Here is a 19,098-nt window from a genome sequence, read left to right as displayed (position 1 = left end):
TCTACTTCTTCTTCAGACTTGCCTTGACGAATTGTGTGAAGAGAGGATGCGGTGCCAGGGGTTTGGACTTAAATTCCGGATGGAATTGCACGCCAATAAACCACGGGTGATCCGGAAGCTCCACGATCTCCACAAGATCACGCTCCCTACAGATACCCGAAGCCACCATCCCATTCTTTTCAAACAGCGCCTTAAAGTCTAAGACATATAAAAGAGGGTTTCCTGAAACCCAATGTCTATGCTCCCAAGGGAACTACGCTCAAACTCCCCGATAATGAGTCCTTATGTTGCACTCCTCGCCCCGATAGGGGCTAACCGAGAGCTGGTAACTGGTAAAATAAACAGGGTTTTTCGTCGCTTTCGGTAATTAGGCAATAGCACCCCACTCCTGGTCAGATTAATTCACCAAGTTGGATCGCGTTGATCTATTTCATCGATGAAAAAGTCATCAGAACAAGGCGGACCACGAGATTCTATGACCTCTAACGGTCGAAACGAACTTAATTCCCCAAGACTTTCTAAGATCTTTTTTGCAGCGGCTTTATCCTTAATAACAGCAATCTGCTCTAACCTGCCGGAACACCTTGGGCAGACTGTCACGTCAATTTTGAAAGTACGCTTCAACATCTCTGCCCAACGAAGACGCTCTTTTTTTACTTTTTCAACCTTCGCAAAATTATTCACAAGATAAGATTCGTTTGTTCCCTTTTTCTGCGATGGTCGTTTGACGATCAAATCCCGATCTTTAAAGTTCGGAGCAAAACAACCATGATACCTCACCATATTCATGCGTGGCGGGGGAATCAACGCCACCAATCTTGCAATAAAATCTAAATGCGAAAAACTAACGTGTGTTGTGCCATCACGCCAAGGGGATTTCATTTTGTAAACCAGCTGATTAGGAAATCCTTCCGACAGCCTTTCTGTTGCAATAGGCCCACGAGCCATATATCGAATCAGCTGTTCAAGCCTTTTGCGATCTTGCGCTGGAACACTCACACTGGCATTTAAGCTAAATCCGTCGATCTTCGCGGAATAAGGATCCTGACCTTCGGGATCCACTTCTATTTTTTTAACTCCAAATCTTTTGAGCCCCGTCCCTGCTCGATCACCGAACGCAGCTTTTTGTGTGATGGAAATCGACTGCATCTCGCCCAACGATTCCTCGTCAAAAAAAGTTTGAAAATCTTCTGCCAGCCCCATTTTCTCGATGGCGTTTAAAACCTTCTTGCGGATTTTTATGGCGACGGAACAAAGTTCCACAAAACTCGGCTCTGCCAACCGATGGAACCGATATCCGCCTGACGTTTTATAAAACACTCCGTCAGGGATCACTGTGTGAAAGTGAATGTTTAAATTTAGCGCTGAACCAAATCTTTGAATAAAAGTCACAGCCCCACTCCGGGGCTCTTTAAAACCTGCAGCTTTGGCGCGTTTCCTTTGAAACGATTGAATTTCATTAATATAAATTTTCAAGGCCTTATTCATCAGACTTTGATTTCGAGCTATCAGTAATCGCATTTTAAATGGAAAAGAGAAAACCCACTGCCTGGTGGGAACTTCCGGGATCACGGCATCAACTAGATGAGCCGCCTCATCATTCATCCGCCGCGCACAGCAACTGGGGCAAAAACCCCTGCGCTTACAAGAAAAAGGAACAATGCCGGAGTACCGGCATGCATAACAATAAGTTCTAACGAATCCGTTTTCTGGAATTCCACACTCCAGAAAGTCATCGAACTCATCACGTATAAAATGAGGTAAGGTTTTGCCGACTTTTCTTTGTTCGTTTACGAAAATCGGCCAATGGGTTTCGATGGTCCGATACAATAGATTTTGCTCCGGCCTGTGGCGCCGATAGGATTTGATTTTTAAACTATTGAGAGCCGCCACCATGGGCGAAATTCAAAGCAAATTTATTGCCGACACAAAAAGTACACGGTTAAGTATTCAACGACTTCACCTAATTACTGAAAAACCACCATATAAACGGTTGAAAATATTAATTTTCATGATTCACCGCCACTAGGTACGCTCTAGATTCTGGATACTTTTTCACTGATATACACTTCCCAACTTTTAGGGATTTAATTGTATTGGGGTGAATCACAAACTCCTCCACTTCCCTAAGCGACTTATTCCCCGTCGGAACATCCAGCCAAAGCATCTTTGAAGACTGCACCGTCTCCTTCCAAGCTTTGCGGGTTCCTGCCATCGCAGAGATCATCTCCGCACTCTCCGGACGCTTCTGAAGAAAGGCATACAAGGTTGATGTATTCCCCATCAGGCGGCCTGCAAACTCAGGGCTAATTCGCAACAAATCACATATCTCTTGGTGCGCAACCATCACCGACATTTTCGAACTTCTCGCACGATCCAGGAAACCAATGAAGTCTTCCTGAGCTAAATCTGCAAACTCATCAATAATCACTGTGAACGGACGACGTTGCTCTTTCGGAACTTCGGCATCAACCTTTGCCGAAACCATTTTTAAATCTTGCAGGATAAATCGACCTACCGACTTCGCCGTCTCTCCATACCTGCGGGAATCCAAAAACACAAAAGCGATCTTTCCATTGGATACAGTATCGTACAAATTAATACCTGGATCTTCCGAAGTGATCATATCTCCAAAATCAGAAAGAACCAGCGACTCGATCTGAGTTCGCAACCCCTGAAGTGATTTATAGTTATCCTGCGAATTGAGAAAATTGTAACAATCTTCCAATGCAGCCTTAGCCCGACGCTCGCACTCAGGCACCTTCAATGACAGACTTTCCAAAAATTCAGAGCTACTTGCCGCCTCCAAAACGGTTCCCAAATGAAATCTGAAAGACTGCTTATCGCGCAGATAACAAAGACCAATCAATACCTTTAAAAGAAAACTGGCGGACTGATTTTTATAAAATTCCTCAGACCAATTTAGCGACAGCATGATTTTATCTCGCAGCTGCGTTGGCGTTCCGTCATCAATCAAATTATAAGGAATAGACAACTTCTGATCCGACAAAGAGAAAATCTGAAGATCCTCAATTCGGTCGTTGTCGGCAACAAACTTTGAAAACTTCATGATCATCTCGATGTCACCTTTCAGATCAATGAACAGCAACCCCTTCCCCTGCTGAATTCGCTGTTTGATGATATGAGAAAGCAAAACTGTCTTGCCATACCCTGATGCTCCAACAATATGAACGTGGTGATTGAGCTGACCTTCTGTCAGTTCCTCCTTGCGCCACAAGGAACCACTGACCTTGCCAATGACAACGCGATCAGCAGAAGAAGGCTTAAGATTGCCACCACCACCGGACACCAAATCTTGAACGGCATTAAGCTTCTTCATGCTTAACCTCATCATTTCTAAAGAAGAAATCTTCAACGGTCACGACTTCAAAAAGTTCCCCATAGATCCGGGTCTCTTTAAGCAAAAACTTTGCGACAGTATCTTTCGCACAAACAAACTGAACCCGATCAAAAACCTTGTGTTGCATATTGGTCGAACGCATAAGTTGAACATATTTTTTGATTTTGTCTTGATAACGACTTTTCGCCTTCACAGCGATTTCAAGTTCAAAGGCAACGCGCACACTAGCCGAAGTGACATAGATCGCATCGGGAATATATTGAACGGTCAGACCACCAGCTAATTCTGTCGAAGACTTTAGTTTACGATCTGAAATCCAAGAATTTACCTTTCTCAAGGACTCAAGATACAAACGCGCACGTAAAACGCCACGGTCATGCAAGAAGGTCCGTTGATCAAATCCCCCACTCGGTTTACTCACAAACTTCTCGGGGTTAAATTGCGACAACGCATAGTATGCTTTGAAGGTGGTAACGTAGTATCTCGTGCTTTCAGAAAAGGATCGCATCGACTTCAAAAAGTTTGCCTTTTCAAGTTGGCAAAGTCGCTTCCTCGCCCACTCCGAACTTTTCGCCGATTCATTCGTTAAGGTTATCTTAAAAAACTTCTCAAACACTTCCTCAACACCTGCGAATTTCATATCCATGATAAATTCTAAAATTTCAAAATCCCTCTCAGTTAACACAATATTCTTTGCTGAGGTTCGTTTTTCTGTGATCTCTGGGAATATCCCACTCATTGCTAATTGCACTCATTCCTCCCTAAAAAGTTTAAATCTGCCCGCCCTGTTGATAGCCAATCTTTGGCTATTGGTTTTGCCTGCCTTGTGAGCTCCGCTGCTGACCACCTGATCTCGTAGAGAGCGGGTGGTCAGCAGGAATAAGGAGCGAGCAAGACAGGCTAAACCAAGTCACATCGCTGACTTACAGGGCGGGCCTTGTAACGCGGGCAACTTGGTCTTGGGATGTGCTTAGGGATGAGTGGTTTGTATCAAAAAAATCGTATAGCCAACGTATAGCCAGATATAGCCAAACAGGGTAATTCCCCGTAATTCGCTGTAACGGTACACGCGCGAAGAGACCCGTAACTTATTGAAACCACTTGATTTGAATTTTCAGCTATTTATGATTTTTGGGAGGCCTTTAACAATTTCCTAGGAAAGGAAATTGGGGTGAGTAACGGGGCTTGAACCCGCGACACTCGGAATCACAATCCGATGCTCTACCAACTGAGCTATACCCACCACAAAGGAAGATCTTTTATAGGGCCTTGCCGAACAAAGTGCAAGCAAGAAAATGACCCAGAATCGAGGATTTTAAAAAGTCCTAATAATCACAAGGACCTACGACAACCTGCGCCTTACAAAGACTGCCGCCTTTTTCGGCATCTAGAACCGTTTCTTCGGCCCACTCCCCATTGGCGTTGCAGCGATGACGCACGCAAGACACCCCTGGCACGGTCACCAAACAAGCTTTTTTCTCTTTCTTAGGATTATTCAGGCAGGTCCATGAACACTCATTGAAGCGTCCCGCCGGTCCTTGGCAGATGGCCCCTTCTTTTGCGTCTAAAGCCCTGGCTTTGGCCACGCGCTGTTTTTCAAGCTTCTCTTTTTTCTGGCGTAACTTTTCAGCTTCGCTGGCTTTGGCCAACTCTTTCAGATCCAGCGCCGTCACGGCCGTGAGGCGTCCACGTGGGATCTTTTTTCCTTTAAGCAGGATATCGTAGGCAATTTCCCCACCTTCAAGAACACCTTGGAAACTGACTTGCTGACCGCCTTGGACTTGGACACTGTCCTCTCCGTTCAGCGCAGAAAACTCCATGGAGCCTTCAAACATCTTCACGCCAGCCAAGGCCCTAGATGGATCCACACTTAAAACATAATCCCCCGGCGGGGCAATGAACTCAAAAAGATCCGAACGCAAGGCTATATTATAAGCCGCCTTGTCCTTTAAGCTCTGCTGCCAGCGCAACTGCCCGGTCTTCAGAATAACCACCGGCGCCTCACCACTTTCCCAGGAAATCACCGGGATCGTCAGTTCCCCCGCCCCCAGCAAAGTGATCGTTCGCTTTTCATCAAGTTGTACCTTAACTTCCCCATCCAATGAGGTCTCAAGAACGGCTTTTTCCCTAAGAGCCACGGGTTTTCGCAAGGACAGGCGCTTGCCGTCCTTCCCGGTCAACCACACCGCACCACGCACCTGACTGACTGCCGGATACTTAGGAGCTGCGGCCGGAGCTTTCAGTGCAAAACCCAAAGACATCAAAACATAAAAAAGAACTTTAACTGTTGGAATTTTTCTGAACACGCTCGGCCTCCCACATCTTGGCGAACTTCAGGAAGATGGAATAAGAGGCTCCGACCGCGATAATAAAACCCGGGAGTCCATCCATGAATCCGCGTTTCACGATATAAGTTTCAATGAATTTCGAAAAAGGCTTCGTGAAGAACTTGAAGTAGGAAAACTTCTTCCCCGACGCCATTAACTGCTTAGCCCCCAAGGTCGAATAACGATCATTGGTCACCACCTGATCGCTCAGGCTGTCAAACACCCAGTGATGCAGATCGCGCTTCACCTTGAGCTTTCTTTTGACTTCAACTTTTTCATGAACATCAGCGGCATTCCACTGAGACTGGGACTTGTTAAACAAGCGCAACTGATAATCGGGATACCACCCGCCGTGAGTGATCCATCGTCCCAAATGATAGGACTTGCGCGGAAACAGATACCCGGCCTCACGGTCCAAACTGGCAAACTTCTGGCAAAGCTCTTCGGCCAGTTCGGGACTCAAGGCTTCATCGGCGTCCAAAGATAAAACCCAGTCATGTTTTGCCTGAGCCGTGGCGAAGGCCTTCTGAGGGCCGAAACCCTTCCATTTTTCCTGAAAAACCCGGGCGCCGCATTTTTGAGCAATCTCAACGGTGCGATCCGTCGAAAAGCTGTCTACCACCACCACATCATCAACAAACGGCGCAGAACGAATGCAGCGCTCAATGTGCGCCTCTTCGTTCAAAGTAATGATCACAAGAGAAATCGGCAATTTTATCACCTAATCAGAGTCTCTTTGGATCAAAGTCTTGTCAAACGATTCGCGACTCGCTACGATTTTTTGAATCGAAAGGTTTTTATCCATGAAATTTGCTAAATACTTCGTTTTTGCTCTGTTTTTATCTTCGCAAGCGCAGGCGTACTTGAGCATTGCTGAATCCGCGGAGGTTCTGGCTCCGGGCAAGTACCAACTGGGTGCTGAACCTCAAATCCTGACCAACAAGGGCGGCGGAGCAAACTTCAACGTCTTCCTGGACACCTCTATCAACGAATCCACCAGTGCCCGTATCAGCATGGGGGCTGGCGCCGTGGACTTTAACGCCTTTGCCAGCCTGAAGTGGATTCCGATTCCTGACGTCGACAATCAACCGGCCATGGGCTTTCGCGTAGGCGCGGGCCTGGCTCGCGATGAAGACGAAAATCTTCTGCAACTGCAAGTCGCACCTTTGGTTTCCAAACGCGTGGACACGGATTACGGCCTGACTGTGCCTTATGTGTCAGTCCCCTTCACGTTCCTGAACACCAAAGAAGAAAACATCGTTGCCAGCAATATCGCCATCGGAACTGAGTTCCATTATGTCGACTGGAATGAAGTCAACCTGGGCGCTGAATTGGGTGTGGACTTAAATAAGTCTTATTCCTATATTTCTGTGTTCGTCACCTTCCCATTTGAAAGTCACAAAGGATTCGGTAAGTAAATATGTTGTCATGGTTCTTTAAGGACGATACCGGTACCGCTGCAGATCTTTATGTAGATCTGGGAACAGCCAATACATTGATTGCAGCGCGTGGAAAAGGGATCATCCTGAATGAGCCCTCACTGATTGCATATCAACAGACAAGCCCGGGCAAAAAACGTGTGATTGCTGTGGGATCTGACACCAAAGAAAAGTTGGCAAACAATCCCGGCAACATCTTTGCACAGAAACCGATTCGTGACGGAGTCATCGCTGACTTTGAAACTTCCGAAGTCATGCTGAAGCACTTCCTAAGCCAACCGGGTGTGAAAAGCGCTTTTTCCCGCCCGCGCGTGGTGGTGTCCCTGCCTTATGGTGTAACAGAAGTGGAAAAACGCGCCGTCATTGATTCGTGCAAAGCTGCTGGCGCCAAAGAGGTCTTCCTGATTGACGAGCCTATGGCCGCCGCGATCGGCTCAGGACTGAACGTCAAATCCGCCGAAGGCAATATGATCATCGATATTGGCGGAGGAACTACAGAAGTGGCCGTGATTGCTTTGGCAGATATCGTCTATTGCGAAGCTGTCCGCGTGGGCGGTCACCGTTTGGATGATGCGATCATTGACTACTTTAAAAAATACAAAAAGCTCAATATCTCTGAGTCCACAGCCGAATACCTGAAGATCACCATCGGCACCGCCGTTCCTAAAAAAGACATCCGCAGCGTGACCATCACGGGCCGCGATGCCGACACGGGCATGAACCGAACCATGGAAGTCAGCTCAGAAGACGTGGGCCTGGCAATGAACGGTTGCATTCAGGAGGTTATCAACGCCATTCACAAGGCTTTGGAACACACTCCCCCAGAGCTGGTGTCAGATATCATCGAAAGAGGCATCACCCTGGCTGGTGGGGGCGCTTTGATTCGTGACTTTGATCTGCGCATCCAAAATGAAGTTCGCTTGCAGGTTCGCGTGGCGGAAAATCCGCTGACAGCAATTGCCAAGGGCGGCGAAGCAGTCCTGAGCGACCCAGAACTGCTGGATAAAATTCAACTGGAAGTTTAATAACTCACAGGGGTCGTTTTCGGCCCCTTTTTCATATCGTCACGCAACAACTGCAAAAGACGGAAGGCCGCAGGCCCCTGCTGCCCTGAGCCGATTTTCTGACCTTCATATTCAACCACCGGAAGAACATCCAAAGTCGTTCCGATCATCATCGCCTCGGCGGCGGACAGAAGATCCTGCTCACTCAGATCCTTTTCCTGAATCGAATTAAGCACTCCTTCACCCACAAGGCTTTCCGCCAGTTCAAACGTTCGCATCATCGTTGTGCCCTTTAAAATCTGACGAAGCTTCGGACGAAGCAGATTTTTATCTTTATCAATCAGCACAATGTTTTCCGTGCTGCCTTCCGTGATGAAGCCCTGCCCGTCAATACCAATGGTGAAGTCAATCTTGCGATCCACACTTTCTTTTTTCATCAGAACATTGGGGAGATAGTTACAAGTCTTGATTCTAGCCATCCAAGGGTCTTTCGGGGCGATATGACTGCGCCCCACTTTTACACCCTTCAGATACTTTTCATCAGAAAATGGAGTGAAAGAAGTCACTATCAGATACATTTGCGAACTGATCGAATCATACGGGTTTGTGGTAAAATAACCCGGACCTCGGGAGATATAGAGCCTTAGCACCGCAAAGCGCGCGCCGGAAACTTTTGTGGTCTCCAAAATAATTTCCTTCATCTCGGGCAAAGAATGCGGCAGGGACAGACCAATCTGACCCGCCGAGGACTCTAGGCGCTCCAGATGTTCCTGCAGAAGGAAAACCTGCCCATCAACGACCTTGATTGCTTCAAAAACCCCATCCCCGCGATGAACCAGGTGATCGTCCACCGGGACCATCATCAAACCAGGATCTTTCACAATCCCACCCAGCCAAGAACTGTACATCGCAAGATACGTGCCCTGAGCAGCATACTGGCGCTGCAAAAGATGCTTTTGAACTTCAGAGGGAGAAAGTACCGGCAATGTCATAAGATCCTCGCTTTCGAGATGATTTTCCCATTCTATTTTCTTGGCGACGACGACGGTAGTTTTTTTGTTTTTAATTTGACCTAACTCAAGGGAGGTCCTGACAATAAGATCTTACGGAGGACTTCAATGCAAAACCATCTTCTAATTCCCCTTTTGGTTCTGAACCTGACAGCATGTGCGTCGTTCACTCGCGACCGCGCTCCGAATCAAGAAACCAAAGTTTACCTGAAAGATGCCCAAGGCAATGTGAAAGAGGCCCCTTCCCAGGCAACCAGCACAGGAGGCGCAAAAGAAATGACGCCAGTTCAGGTTGGTGACGATGCCGAAGCACAAGCCCATGCATCCGAAGTGAAAGAGGCTGTTGCCGCTGCTGCTCAACATATTCACGAAACCCATGGAAAGACACCTCGCGAGGCGGGTCCGGTTCCGGCTGAAAAATCCCTGGGTTGGCTGAAGAACGGAAACACTCGCTTTGTAAAAGGAATGTTCCGTAACGATGGTGCCTCAGCCAAAGACCGCCGTCGTGTTGCCACTTTGCAGCGACCTCACGCTGCAATCTTTACCTGCAGTGATTCTCGAGTTTCCCCCGAAATCATTTTCGACCAGAAATTAGGGGAAATTTACGTGATTCGCACGGGCGAGCTGATCTTGGATAAAAACGTCCAGGAAAGCCTTGAGTATTCTGTAGGCACACTGGGCACCAATCTGGTGGTTTTGATGGGTTCAGACTCTTGCGGCGACATGGTGGCAGCCGAGGGCCTGAACAATGATCTGCTAGAACGCTCTGCAATCCTGCGTGACGCTGTGGCCTCGGGTGAGGTAAAGATTGTGAAGGCTGTCTATAGCCTTGAAGCTGGAAATGTGGAGTTTCGATAAATGAACGACAAACGTAAGATTCTGATCACCTGTGCTCTTCCCTACGCGAACGGATACATCCATCTGGGTCACCTGGTGGAATATCTTCAGGCCGACTTCTGGGCCCGTTTTCAGAACATGAGAGGTCATGAGTGTGTGTTCATCTGCGCCGATGACACCCACGGAACCCCGATCATGGTCAAAGCCCGCGAAATGAAGATCACTCCAGAAGCTTTGATCGCTCAGAGCTACAAAGAGCACACTCAGGATTTTGCGGACTTCCAGGTTCAGTTCTCACACTTCGGCTCCACGAATTCTGAAGAAAACCGCCTTCTTTGCGAGTATTTCTACAAAAAAATGCAGGAAGGCAACCACACCCGCACGCAGCTGATTCAGCAGCTGTACTGCAATCACGACAAGATGTTCCTGCCAGATCGCTTCGTGAAGGGCACTTGCCCTAAATGTGGCGCCAAAGAGCAGTATGGAGATTCCTGTGATGTGTGTGGATCGACTTACTCTCCAAGCGACCTGAAGGAAGTGCATTGCTCCATGTGCGGCAATGCTCCGGTGCTTAAAGACTCTGAAAGCATTTTCTTTAAGCTGAACGACTTTAAAGCTTACCTTGAAGAATGGATCCCAAAACACTGCTCTAGCGAGATCTCTAAAAAGATGCTGGAGTGGTTCAATGAAGACCTGAAGGATTTGGATATTTCACGTGATGAGCCATACTTCGGCTTTGCGATTCCGGGCACGAACAACAAGAAGTTCTTCTATGTGTGGGTGGATGCTCCGATGGGATACATGTCCACAACCGAGCAATGGGCGAAAAATCAAGGCAAGACCCTGAAAGACATCTGGCAGGACCCGAGTCGTGAGATCTATCACTTCATCGGCAAGGACATTGCCCGCTTCCACACAATCTTCTGGCCGGCCTTCTTGAAAGCTGCGGAATTCCGTTCACCGAATCAGGTCTTTGTGCATGGTCACTTGATGGTCAATGGCGAAAAGATGTCCAAGTCCAAAGGAACATTTATTGCCGCAAGAACATACCTGAATCATCTGAACCCGGAATATCTGCGCTATTACTATTCCACAAAACTGAACAGTTCTGTGGATGATATCGATTTGAATCTGGAAGACTTCACGGGCCGCGTGAATTCCGAGCTTGTGGGTAAAATCACGAATCTGGGATCCCGTGGTGGCCAGATGCTGAAAAAGAAAATGGACGGCGTGATGAGTGAGCCGGACGTTGAAGGCAAAAAGCTGATCGAGCATGCGCAAAAAACGGCGGAAAGCATTGCGGCCCATTATGAAGCCCGTGATTTCGCCAAAGCGCTGACTGAGATCCGCGGTTTGGCGGATGATGCCAATAAGTACTTCGACGAAAAGGCTCCGTGGAAAACCATCGATACCGATCCGGCAGGAACCAAACAGGTCATCACAACGACTTTGAATATGTTCCGTCTGCTTGCGATTTATCTGAAGCCGGTTCTGCCATACTACAGCGACAAAGTGGCAAAACTTTTGAATGAATCCTCTTACCAGTGGTCTGACCTAAATAAAGTTCTGACCAACTGCCCGATCAATGACTACGAACACTTGGCAACTCGAATTGAGGCCGACAAAGTCAAAGCCATGATTGAAGAAGGCAAGAAGATCAACGAAGAGCTTCAGGCTGCAAAAAAAGCCGCCTCGACAGCGGCTCCGAAAGCAGCTGCCCCGGCGGCATCTTCGGCGACGGGAGCTGAAGGTCGCCCGGCAGAAATCGAATTTGCTGATTTCGACAAAGTCGATCTGCGCATTGGCCAGGTGATCGAAGCGGAAGAGATCAAAGAAGCCGACAAGCTTCTTAGACTTAAAGTGGATATCGGCGAAGGTCAGATTCGCCAGATTATTTCCGGCATCAAAGCTGCTTACAAACCAGAACAACTGGTGGGGCGCAAAGTTTTGGTGTGCGTAAACTTGAAACCTCGTAAAATGAAGTTTGGCATGTCTGAAGGCATGATCCTGGCGGCGGGAACTGGTGGCAGCGATTTATTCGTTCTGTCAGCAGATGATGGCGCACAGGTTGGCCAGAGAGTAAAATAATGAGCCTTTCAGCTCAGGATAAAAAATCCCTCGAAGAAATTCATCAGCTTTTCTTAAAGCTGGAAAAGTCCTCGGGGGATTTTTCTTTTGTGGCAGCCACACTTCAGGATCTGAAAAGTAAAATCGCCAATCTGGCTTCATCCGACAATCCCGATGTGACGAGACTGGCTTCGCTAGAAAAGCATCTGGTTGGCAGCATGACGCTAAAACATTTTGTCAGCTATGCCATCCCTTTCGAGCGACTGCTACACAAGAATCTTCAGGACGATGAGTTTCTCGTCATTGAAAATGACAAGACGGATTTTGCCCAGGAAAAGCTTCCTTTGGTGTTTGTGTTGGATAATATTCGTTCGGCCTTCAACGTGGGCTCTATTTTCAGAACCGCCGAATGCCTGAGCGCGGAAAAAATCTATCTTTGCGGTTACACTCCCCTTCCCACCCAATGGAAAGTGGAAAAGACCGCCATGGGCACTCAAGAATATTTGATCTGGGAAGAAGCCCCGAAGCTTTTGGAATGCCTGGAAGAGCTTAAAGACGAAGGCTATCGCATTGTCGCGCTGGAAACTGCTGCCAGTGCCACCGACCTTTATGAAAAATTTGATTCTGAACCAACAGCTTTTGTTTTAGGTAATGAAAGATTCGGTCTGGATCCTGAAGTTTTAAAAGTGATTGATGAAGTTCGTATAATCCCCCTGCGCGGCCGCAAGAACTCCCTGAATGTGGGCGTGACGGCAGCCGTTGCCGGTTTTGAATGGATGAGACAATGGCGCCTAAAATAGAAATAAATCCCATTGGCACCTTTCACAGTCCCCAAGTGCACCCTTATGAAGCGGGCCGCCAGCCTGATGAGTTTCATTCGGCGGGCTATATTGAGCTGCAAGCCGGTCACAACTTTGAACAGGCCCTCACGGGGCTGGAAGGCTGTGAACGCATCTGGGTGGTGTTTTTGTTTCATCATAACGATCACTGGAACCCGATGGTGCTGCCTCCACGGGGCAGTCAGAAAAAGCTGGGTGTCTTTGCCACCAGATCCCCTTACCGCCCCAATCCCATTGGCATTAGCTGCGTAAAGGTCAAATACATCGACAAGTTGAAAATCTATGTGGAGGGTGCGGATCTTTTGGACGGCAGTCCGATTTTGGATATCAAACCTTATGTGGCCTATGCCGATTCTTTTCCGGGAGTCGAACCGGAATGGCTGAAGAACGCCGAGAAGTTTGTGGTGGATTTTTCTGTTGAGACCCAGCAGGAACTTCAATGGCTGGAACTTCAGGGCTTGCAACAACTTCGCGGCTTCCTGCAACATCAACTGGAATTTGAACCGGACAATTCCCGCAAAAAACGTGTGAAGACTGAAGCTAAAGGTTTCGTGATCGCCTATCGCACCTGGCGGGCGTATTTTGAAATTCAAGAACATCATGTCAGCGTGATGAAGATCTTTTCGGGCTATTCAGAACATGACCTGGCCGTGTCCGAAGACACCTATAAGGACAAAGACCTGCACCGGGAATTTATGAAGCTTTTTCCGTCGAATCAATAGGGTCTTTGCTAGCGGCAGCTTCCCAGATCTGAGTTTTCACGTAGCGATACAGCGGATAAAATCCAAAGCCCCGCGCCACGCTTCCCAAGATAAAGACCGCATAGTAGCTGGTGACCTTTTCACCGAAGATCCACAGCACTTTGCCGCCAATATAGGTCCCCAGAATGATCGCCAGAGAATTTAAAAGATTGTAAACCGTCAGCATTGGAACTTTCTCTTCCTGCTTCAGATCCTTAAAGAAAATCAAAGACAGCCCCACTTCCACAAAGGCCCAGGCCATGCCACTGATCAATTGCAGGAAGAAGATAAAATAGGGCTCTGCACTGATGGCCCACATCGCTGGCAACGGCACAATGGCTCCAGCACCGAAGATCAATAGATTAAACCCCGAAGCATTGTGACGAAGGCGATCAATCAAAGTCAGCGTCAGAATTTTTCCGACAAACAAAACCCCAATCGCGGTCATATAGGCCCCATAGTCCATCTTGACCTGAGCCAGCATATAAGGAGTCACAAAGGGCGACGAAACAAAAACGGCCGCTTGAAAAGGAGCCAGATAAAAGAAGAACTGTCTTTTGCTGGAGTTTGCCCAGAACACTTTCCACGAAGCACGAAAACCAATCTTAGGTTCTTTGTTCCAATTCGGATCGAAGTACTGTGATGAAAGAATAAATGACGACAAAAGACGACAACCAAAGGCAAACACAAAGAGCATCGTAAACACGGACGAGAACGGACCGATCTCCACTTTGTTGTGAAGGGCGACTCCCCCGCCGATAAGTCCCAACAGAATACCGATCTGAGAAACGCGGGCCCTTTTAGCAAAATAGCGACTGCCCTCTTCCACTTGCACCAAGCGGCCCATCCAGTAATTCCAGGCCGGTCCGGCGGCAAACCCAGAGCCCCAATACAAAGAGAGAATCAAAAACAGCATCCAGAAATTCGGAGCTTTGGTCGCAGAGAAGTAAATCAACGGCAGGAAGGTCAAAGCCTGCAATGTCGCCGAAGCCACCACCCAGTTTTTATGTGAACGCATGCGCTGCAGTCCGCGCGGAGTGATCAACTGCAAGAAGGCCCCACTAACGATGGGTAAGGTCGACAGAATCCCGGCAAAGATTTCACCCATGCCGATAGATAAAGAATAAGCTGGCAAGTACGTCTCGCCAGCTCCAATCATCAGTGAACATAAGAAGGCATCAAAAAGACTGAGCCTTAAGCTTTTCTCGCGCATGAGTGACTTTAATGGCCCCTTCTCATTTTTTTGCCTGTTTCCATCTCGGCTTTGCAGGCTTCAGAGAGTTTGTCTTTATTTTCGTGCATGCACTTCACAATACGCCCCTTGCCCGCTTTCACATCACCACAGAACTTTTCAACATCATCATGACAGGCTTCTTTGACACCTTTCATGTGTGTTTTCATTTTTTCGTGCTGCGCTTTGCACTCGGCAGAAAGTTTGTCTTTATTCTCGCGCATGCACTTCATCACACGCCCCTGGCCAGGTTCGACATTTCCGCACAGAGTTTCACGATCTTTCGCACAGGCATTGGAAGTGGCTTCTTCTGCGTGTGACATCCATCCAAAACAAAGCATCACTGTAACAACAATCCATTTTCCCATTAAGGACCCCCATTTTCTAAATGGTACCAGCACCGGGAAATCAGAGACAAAGAGCTTGAGGTCCTATGGCCCTTTCTACGAGGTCTGGACCTAAGTGGGATCAGACGAAATGAATCGCCCCCATGGCCAGGGTCGCAAAGAAGCTCGCAACAATTAGACACCACAGGTAGCTAAAAAGGATAAAAACACCGTCTTTTTCCATGTGCCCGATTGCGCACAGGATGATACCAACAGCAGGCACGGTGTTAGAAAAAGGAATTGGCAGGGGTAAAGACAGCAAAACGGCGTTACCGATAAATACGATCAGATTCCCTAGGCGAAACACCCAGAAATCATGCAGCACCGTCAGGCGCTCTTTCACTATGCGAGAAACATAGGTCCATATTTTTTCCGCCACCTCAGAAACCCGGATCACCACATCTGCAGAGATCTTCAGATGCTCAAACCTTCTCGGCAGCCACGGGGCCTTCCGGCGAAACAGAAAAATCGCCACTAAAGAAATTAGAATCCCCAAAGGAGTCGAAAGTCCAGGAATGGGAATCGGCTGCATAAACGGCAGACACAGGAAAAGAACCAGCACCGCGTGCCCCTCTTCGCCCAGCAAATCGAAAACTCTTCGCAAAGTGAGGTCGCCTTTAGAGGCTTCTTCCTGCAAAAGATCCATGGCGGAAATAAATCGACTTTTCAAACTTGCCATCCCTCACCTAAGCTCTTATCACTAGGTTTTCATTATTACTTAAAAGGACCCACATGGACTGGAAGATTTTTGCGAGCACCTTTATCACGATATTCTTGGCTGAAATGGGAGACAAGACCCAATTTGCGGCTCTTGCCGCGTCTTCACAAACCAAGTCCACCATGACCGTTATGGTCGCCGTGGTCTTGGCCTTGGGTCTTGCCGGGGCTTTAGGTGTGATTTTTGGGAAGTTCTTGGGAACTATGTTAAGTCCCCAAATTATGAAATATGTCTCTGGAAGTTTGTTTATTCTAGTCGGGATCTGGGTTTTGGCAGCAAAAGCCTAGTACCCACAATATTGGACTCGATCCGTATCGAGTCCAACATCTGATTTTGAAATTCTAAATCGCACCGTCTTACCAATCAGCTCTGGCGAGTTCACACTTTGTTTGAAGTTCACTTCCAGATATTTGCGACCATTTTCCTCAATCACTTTCCCAGCCCCCAAGCCCGGCAAACTGACAGCCCCGGTCGTAGGATCCAGAGTCACTTTAGAGTGAATTCTTTTATCAAATGTCACACCCGACCAATCAAACTCCCTGTAGCGGATATCAAAACTTAGATCCTGATGCAGATAGAGCTCCTGCTGTCCTATCAAAACCGCTGAAGGATCTGTCCAAAGCTTAATGCCCGCTGATTGCAGACGAATAAACTCCAGATCCCCTTGAGAACAGTCACCCGTGGTTTGATAAAACATGTCGTGTGGGATGGTTTTAAGTTCCTGTGCGGGGCCAATGTAACTGCCAATGCCACCGCAGGATGAAAGTGCAAAAACAAATAAACTTCCGGAAAGTACAGGGATGAGTTTGTGCATATAAACACGTTATAAAACTCATCTGAGTCTCTGTCACATTAATGAGGCAAGAATAGCCCCAAGTCCTGTTAGGCAAAAGAAAACCCCACAGTTTTTGGCTGTGGGGTTTTAATATTATTCAGAGGTAAGTCCAGCTACAGCGCCTGAGGGCGCTTGCGCCTCCTCGGCAGAGCCGGAGTCCAGCTACAGCGCCCAGAGGGCGCCTGCGCTTCCTGCGCTGGAGCGCGCGATTAACCGCCGATTGTAGCGATCAATTGAGCGATCAACAAAGATACGACGGACATAACTTTGATAAGGATCGCAACGCCAGGACCGGAAGTGTCTTTGAACGGGTCACCGACAGTGTCACCAACAACCGCTGCTTTGTGAGCATCGGAACCTTTTGGATGACCTGGAAGGCCGCCTTTTTCGATGTATTTCTTAGCGTTATCCCATGCACCGCCCGCGTTCGCCATGAACAAGGACATAGTTGCACCGACAGCCAAGCCACCGGCAAGAAGACCTGCCAAAGCTTGAGGGCCCAAGATGAAGCCGACTGCCACAGGAGCAAGGATCGCGATCATACCTGGCAAGATCATTTCGAACAATGCAGCTTGAGTTGCAATGTCCACGATCTTAGCTGGTTGTGGTTCCGCTTTACCTTCACGAAGACCTGGGATTTCTTTGAATTGACGAGCGATCTCTTGAACGATCTTCTGAGCCGCTTTACCAACCGCTGTCATTGTCGTTGCACCCACCAGGAATGGAAGGATCGCACCCAACAAGATACCGATCAGAACGCCGGAAGAAGTCAGATCCAAGGACATTTTAGCAAGACCTGCGTTCTCACGAACGTGGTTTACTTCCATGTTGAACGCAGAGAATAGCGCCACAACTGTCAGGATCGCAGAACCGATCGCGAAACCTTTACCGATAGCTGCAGTTGTATTACCAACAGCATCCAATTCGTCAGTGATCGCACGAACGTCTTTGCCCAGACCGGACATTTCAGAGATACCACCCGCGTTGTCAGCGATAGGACCGTAAGCATCCACAGTCATAACAACTGCAGTACCTGCCAACATACCCACTGCCGCCATTGCGATACCGTACAGACCCAAAGCCTGGTCAGCAACGTAAGCCGCAACAACAACGATCAACATTGGGATCGCTGTGGATTCCATACCCACTGCCAAACCACGGATCACACCAGTACCCGCACCAGTCAAAGCTGCTTCAGCAACCAAACGGATTGGACGAGCCGCTGTGTAGTACTCAGTGATCAAACCGATCAAAGCACCACCGAACGCACCCGCAGCCAAAGCCACAGTCACACCCTGATTGATGCCGAACATCGGAAGGATGATGTAAGAAGCAATCGTCAAAAGAATTGGCGGGAAGATCAAAGCATTACGCAATACAGTTGCAGGCTTGCCGTTTTTGAACGCGCGAGCTGCGAAGATTACGATGATAGAGATCAAAAGACCCAAAGTGGACAACAAGATCGGCAATGCAACACCGGCAATACGCACAGTCTCAGCATCCGCACCTGTCATCAAAGCAGACAGACCTTCTGCAGGGATTGTCAAAGCAATCGCCATAGCAGATACGATCGCAGCAACCATGGACTCATAGATGTCTGCGCCCATACCAGCCACGTCACCGACGTTGTCACCAACGTTGTCGGCAATTACACCAGGATTACGAGGGTCGTCTTCAGGAATGTTTTCTACAACTTTACCAGCGATGTCGGCACCCACGTCCGCCGCCTTAGTGTAGATACCACCACCGATACGCGCAAATAGAGCGATAGAGGAAGCACCAACCGCGAAGGAGTGAAGGATTGTGCCCAGGTCTTTAGAACCCTGGAAACCAACATACAAACCGCCCAAACCGATCAAACCAAGACCCGCAACGGAAAGACCCATCACGGCGCCACCATCAAGCGCGACTAGCAATGCTGCTGCTTTAGAGCCGCCTGCTGCTGCCTGAGAGGTACGAACGTTGGCATAAGTAGCCGCCTTCATACCGAAGAAGCCCGCAAGCAAAGACAAGAATGCACCCAGGATGAAAGATCCCGCTGCGATTCCGCCCAAGGCGAACCAAAGAGCCAAGCCTACGACGATTGCGTAGACGAAAAGGACCTTGTACTCACGCACAAGGAACGCCATAGAACCTTCGCGCACGTAGGACGCGATACGATTCATTGTCTCATTGCCCGCTGGTTGTGCCTTCACGCGAAGGTACAGAGCCAAAGCAACGATCAAACCAACGACCCCTGCAATTGCAGGAGAGATCAGTAAAGATTCACTAAACATGTTGCACTCCGTTTATGATTTCTCGTTT

18 protein-coding genes, 1 tRNA gene and 1 pseudogene are annotated in these 19,098 nt (G+C 48.2%); 7 read left to right on the top strand and 13 right to left on the bottom strand.

Annotated elements, in window-relative coordinates:
* Position 1: 1 nt before the first annotated feature.
* The 7 genes and pseudogenes from ACZ5ZV_RS07900 to ACZ5ZV_RS07870 form a co-directional block, all read right to left on the bottom strand.
* Positions 2-241: pseudogene (locus tag ACZ5ZV_RS07900) on the bottom strand (glutamine amidotransferase-related protein); the annotation flags it as partial.
* Positions 242-402: 161 nt separating this feature from the next.
* On the bottom strand, positions 403-1,896 hold the full coding sequence (locus tag ACZ5ZV_RS07895) for a transposase (RefSeq protein ID WP_347359486.1): 1,494 nt from the start codon (positions 1,894-1,896) through the stop codon (positions 403-405).
* Positions 1,897-2,002: 106 nt separating this feature from the next.
* On the bottom strand, positions 2,003-3,340 hold the full coding sequence (locus ACZ5ZV_RS07890) for a type IV secretory system conjugative DNA transfer family protein (RefSeq protein ID WP_464120873.1): 1,338 nt from the start codon (positions 3,338-3,340) through the stop codon (positions 2,003-2,005).
* On the bottom strand, positions 3,327-4,112 hold the full coding sequence (locus ACZ5ZV_RS07885; protein WP_347359484.1) for a hypothetical protein: 786 nt from the start codon (positions 4,110-4,112) through the stop codon (positions 3,327-3,329). Before ACZ5ZV_RS07885 ends, ACZ5ZV_RS07890 begins: the two co-directional genes overlap by 14 nt.
* 416 nt (positions 4,113-4,528) lie before the next feature.
* Positions 4,529-4,604: transfer RNA gene (locus ACZ5ZV_RS07880), tRNA-His, on the bottom strand.
* Positions 4,605-4,686: 82 nt separating this feature from the next.
* Positions 4,687-5,667 carry a hypothetical protein gene (locus ACZ5ZV_RS07875; protein WP_464120871.1) on the bottom strand — a complete coding sequence of 327 codons (981 nt, stop codon included), beginning with the start codon at positions 5,665-5,667 and terminating at the stop codon, positions 4,687-4,689.
* A complete protein-coding gene (locus tag ACZ5ZV_RS07870; protein WP_464120870.1) occupies positions 5,642-6,400 on the bottom strand; it encodes a glycosyltransferase family 2 protein in 759 nt (252 codons plus the stop codon). Before ACZ5ZV_RS07870 ends, ACZ5ZV_RS07875 begins: the two co-directional genes overlap by 26 nt.
* A gap of 91 nt (positions 6,401-6,491) precedes the next feature.
* On the opposite strand from ACZ5ZV_RS07870, the gene ACZ5ZV_RS07865 reads away from it, so the two are divergent.
* Positions 6,492-7,106: a hypothetical protein gene (locus ACZ5ZV_RS07865; protein WP_464120869.1), complete on the top strand. Its 615-nt coding sequence runs from the start codon at positions 6,492-6,494 to the stop codon at positions 7,104-7,106.
* Positions 7,107-7,108: 2 nt separating this feature from the next.
* The gene (gene mreB, locus ACZ5ZV_RS07860; RefSeq protein ID WP_464120868.1) at positions 7,109-8,152 is read left to right on the top strand and encodes a rod shape-determining protein MreB; all 1,044 of its coding nucleotides are present in this window, start codon (positions 7,109-7,111) and stop codon (positions 8,150-8,152) included.
* On the opposite strand, the gene ACZ5ZV_RS07855 is transcribed toward mreB, so the two are convergent.
* Complete coding sequence (locus tag ACZ5ZV_RS07855) at positions 8,149-9,123, bottom strand: aminotransferase class IV (protein WP_464120867.1); 975 nt, start codon at positions 9,121-9,123, stop codon at positions 8,149-8,151. The two genes, mreB and ACZ5ZV_RS07855, sit on opposite strands and share 4 nt — an antisense overlap.
* Before the next feature lie 126 nt (positions 9,124-9,249).
* Here ACZ5ZV_RS07855 and ACZ5ZV_RS07850 point away from each other — a divergent pair, with 126 nt between their 5' ends.
* Genes ACZ5ZV_RS07850 through tsaA form a run of 4 tightly spaced genes read left to right on the top strand, consistent with a single transcriptional unit; the run spans position 9,250 to position 13,606 of the window.
* Entirely contained in the window at positions 9,250-9,999 is a 750-nt protein-coding gene (locus tag ACZ5ZV_RS07850) for a carbonic anhydrase (RefSeq protein WP_464120866.1), read from the top strand.
* Complete coding sequence (metG, locus tag ACZ5ZV_RS07845) at positions 10,000-12,066, top strand: methionine--tRNA ligase (protein WP_464120864.1); 2,067 nt, start codon at positions 10,000-10,002, stop codon at positions 12,064-12,066.
* The gene (locus tag ACZ5ZV_RS07840; RefSeq protein ID WP_464120863.1) at positions 12,066-12,845 is read left to right on the top strand and encodes an RNA methyltransferase; all 780 of its coding nucleotides are present in this window, start codon (positions 12,066-12,068) and stop codon (positions 12,843-12,845) included. The genes metG and ACZ5ZV_RS07840 overlap by 1 nt, the downstream gene beginning before the upstream one ends.
* Positions 12,830-13,606: a tRNA (N6-threonylcarbamoyladenosine(37)-N6)-methyltransferase TrmO gene (gene tsaA / locus ACZ5ZV_RS07835; protein WP_464120862.1), complete on the top strand. Its 777-nt coding sequence runs from the start codon at positions 12,830-12,832 to the stop codon at positions 13,604-13,606. The genes ACZ5ZV_RS07840 and tsaA overlap by 16 nt, the downstream gene beginning before the upstream one ends.
* Here the strand turns inward: tsaA and ACZ5ZV_RS07830 are convergent.
* The 3 genes from ACZ5ZV_RS07830 to ACZ5ZV_RS07820 form a co-directional block, all read right to left on the bottom strand.
* Positions 13,578-14,837, bottom strand: a complete 1,260-nt coding sequence (locus ACZ5ZV_RS07830; RefSeq protein ID WP_464120860.1) for an MFS transporter — start codon at positions 14,835-14,837, stop codon at positions 13,578-13,580. The two genes, tsaA and ACZ5ZV_RS07830, sit on opposite strands and share 29 nt — an antisense overlap.
* A gap of 8 nt (positions 14,838-14,845) precedes the next feature.
* Positions 14,846-15,223, bottom strand: coding sequence for a cysteine rich repeat-containing protein (locus tag ACZ5ZV_RS07825; protein ID WP_464120859.1), 378 nt, complete (start codon positions 15,221-15,223; stop codon positions 14,846-14,848).
* Between the two features lie 100 nt (positions 15,224-15,323).
* Positions 15,324-15,920 carry an exopolysaccharide biosynthesis protein gene (locus tag ACZ5ZV_RS07820; protein ID WP_464120858.1) on the bottom strand — a complete coding sequence of 199 codons (597 nt, stop codon included), beginning with the start codon at positions 15,918-15,920 and terminating at the stop codon, positions 15,324-15,326.
* A gap of 53 nt (positions 15,921-15,973) precedes the next feature.
* On the opposite strand from ACZ5ZV_RS07820, the gene ACZ5ZV_RS07815 reads away from it, so the two are divergent.
* Positions 15,974-16,246, top strand: coding sequence for a TMEM165/GDT1 family protein (locus ACZ5ZV_RS07815; protein WP_262552360.1), 273 nt, complete (start codon positions 15,974-15,976; stop codon positions 16,244-16,246).
* Here ACZ5ZV_RS07815 and ACZ5ZV_RS07810 read toward each other — a convergent pair.
* Both ACZ5ZV_RS07810 and ACZ5ZV_RS07805 read right to left on the bottom strand, forming a co-directional pair.
* Positions 16,243-16,773, bottom strand: coding sequence for a hypothetical protein (locus tag ACZ5ZV_RS07810; protein WP_464120857.1), 531 nt, complete (start codon positions 16,771-16,773; stop codon positions 16,243-16,245). The genes ACZ5ZV_RS07815 and ACZ5ZV_RS07810 overlap by 4 nt on opposite strands.
* A 230-nt stretch (positions 16,774-17,003) precedes the next feature.
* Positions 17,004-19,070 (bottom strand): sodium-translocating pyrophosphatase, encoded by a 2,067-nt coding sequence (locus ACZ5ZV_RS07805; RefSeq protein ID WP_464120856.1) that lies wholly within the window; start codon positions 19,068-19,070, stop codon positions 17,004-17,006.
* Between the last annotated feature and the right edge of the window lie 28 nt (positions 19,071-19,098).

It is taken from the genome of Bdellovibrio sp. HAGR004 (assembly GCF_055397015.1).
The sequence above is the reverse complement of the archived record's forward strand: the minus strand, read 5'-3'. Positions and strand labels throughout refer to the sequence as shown.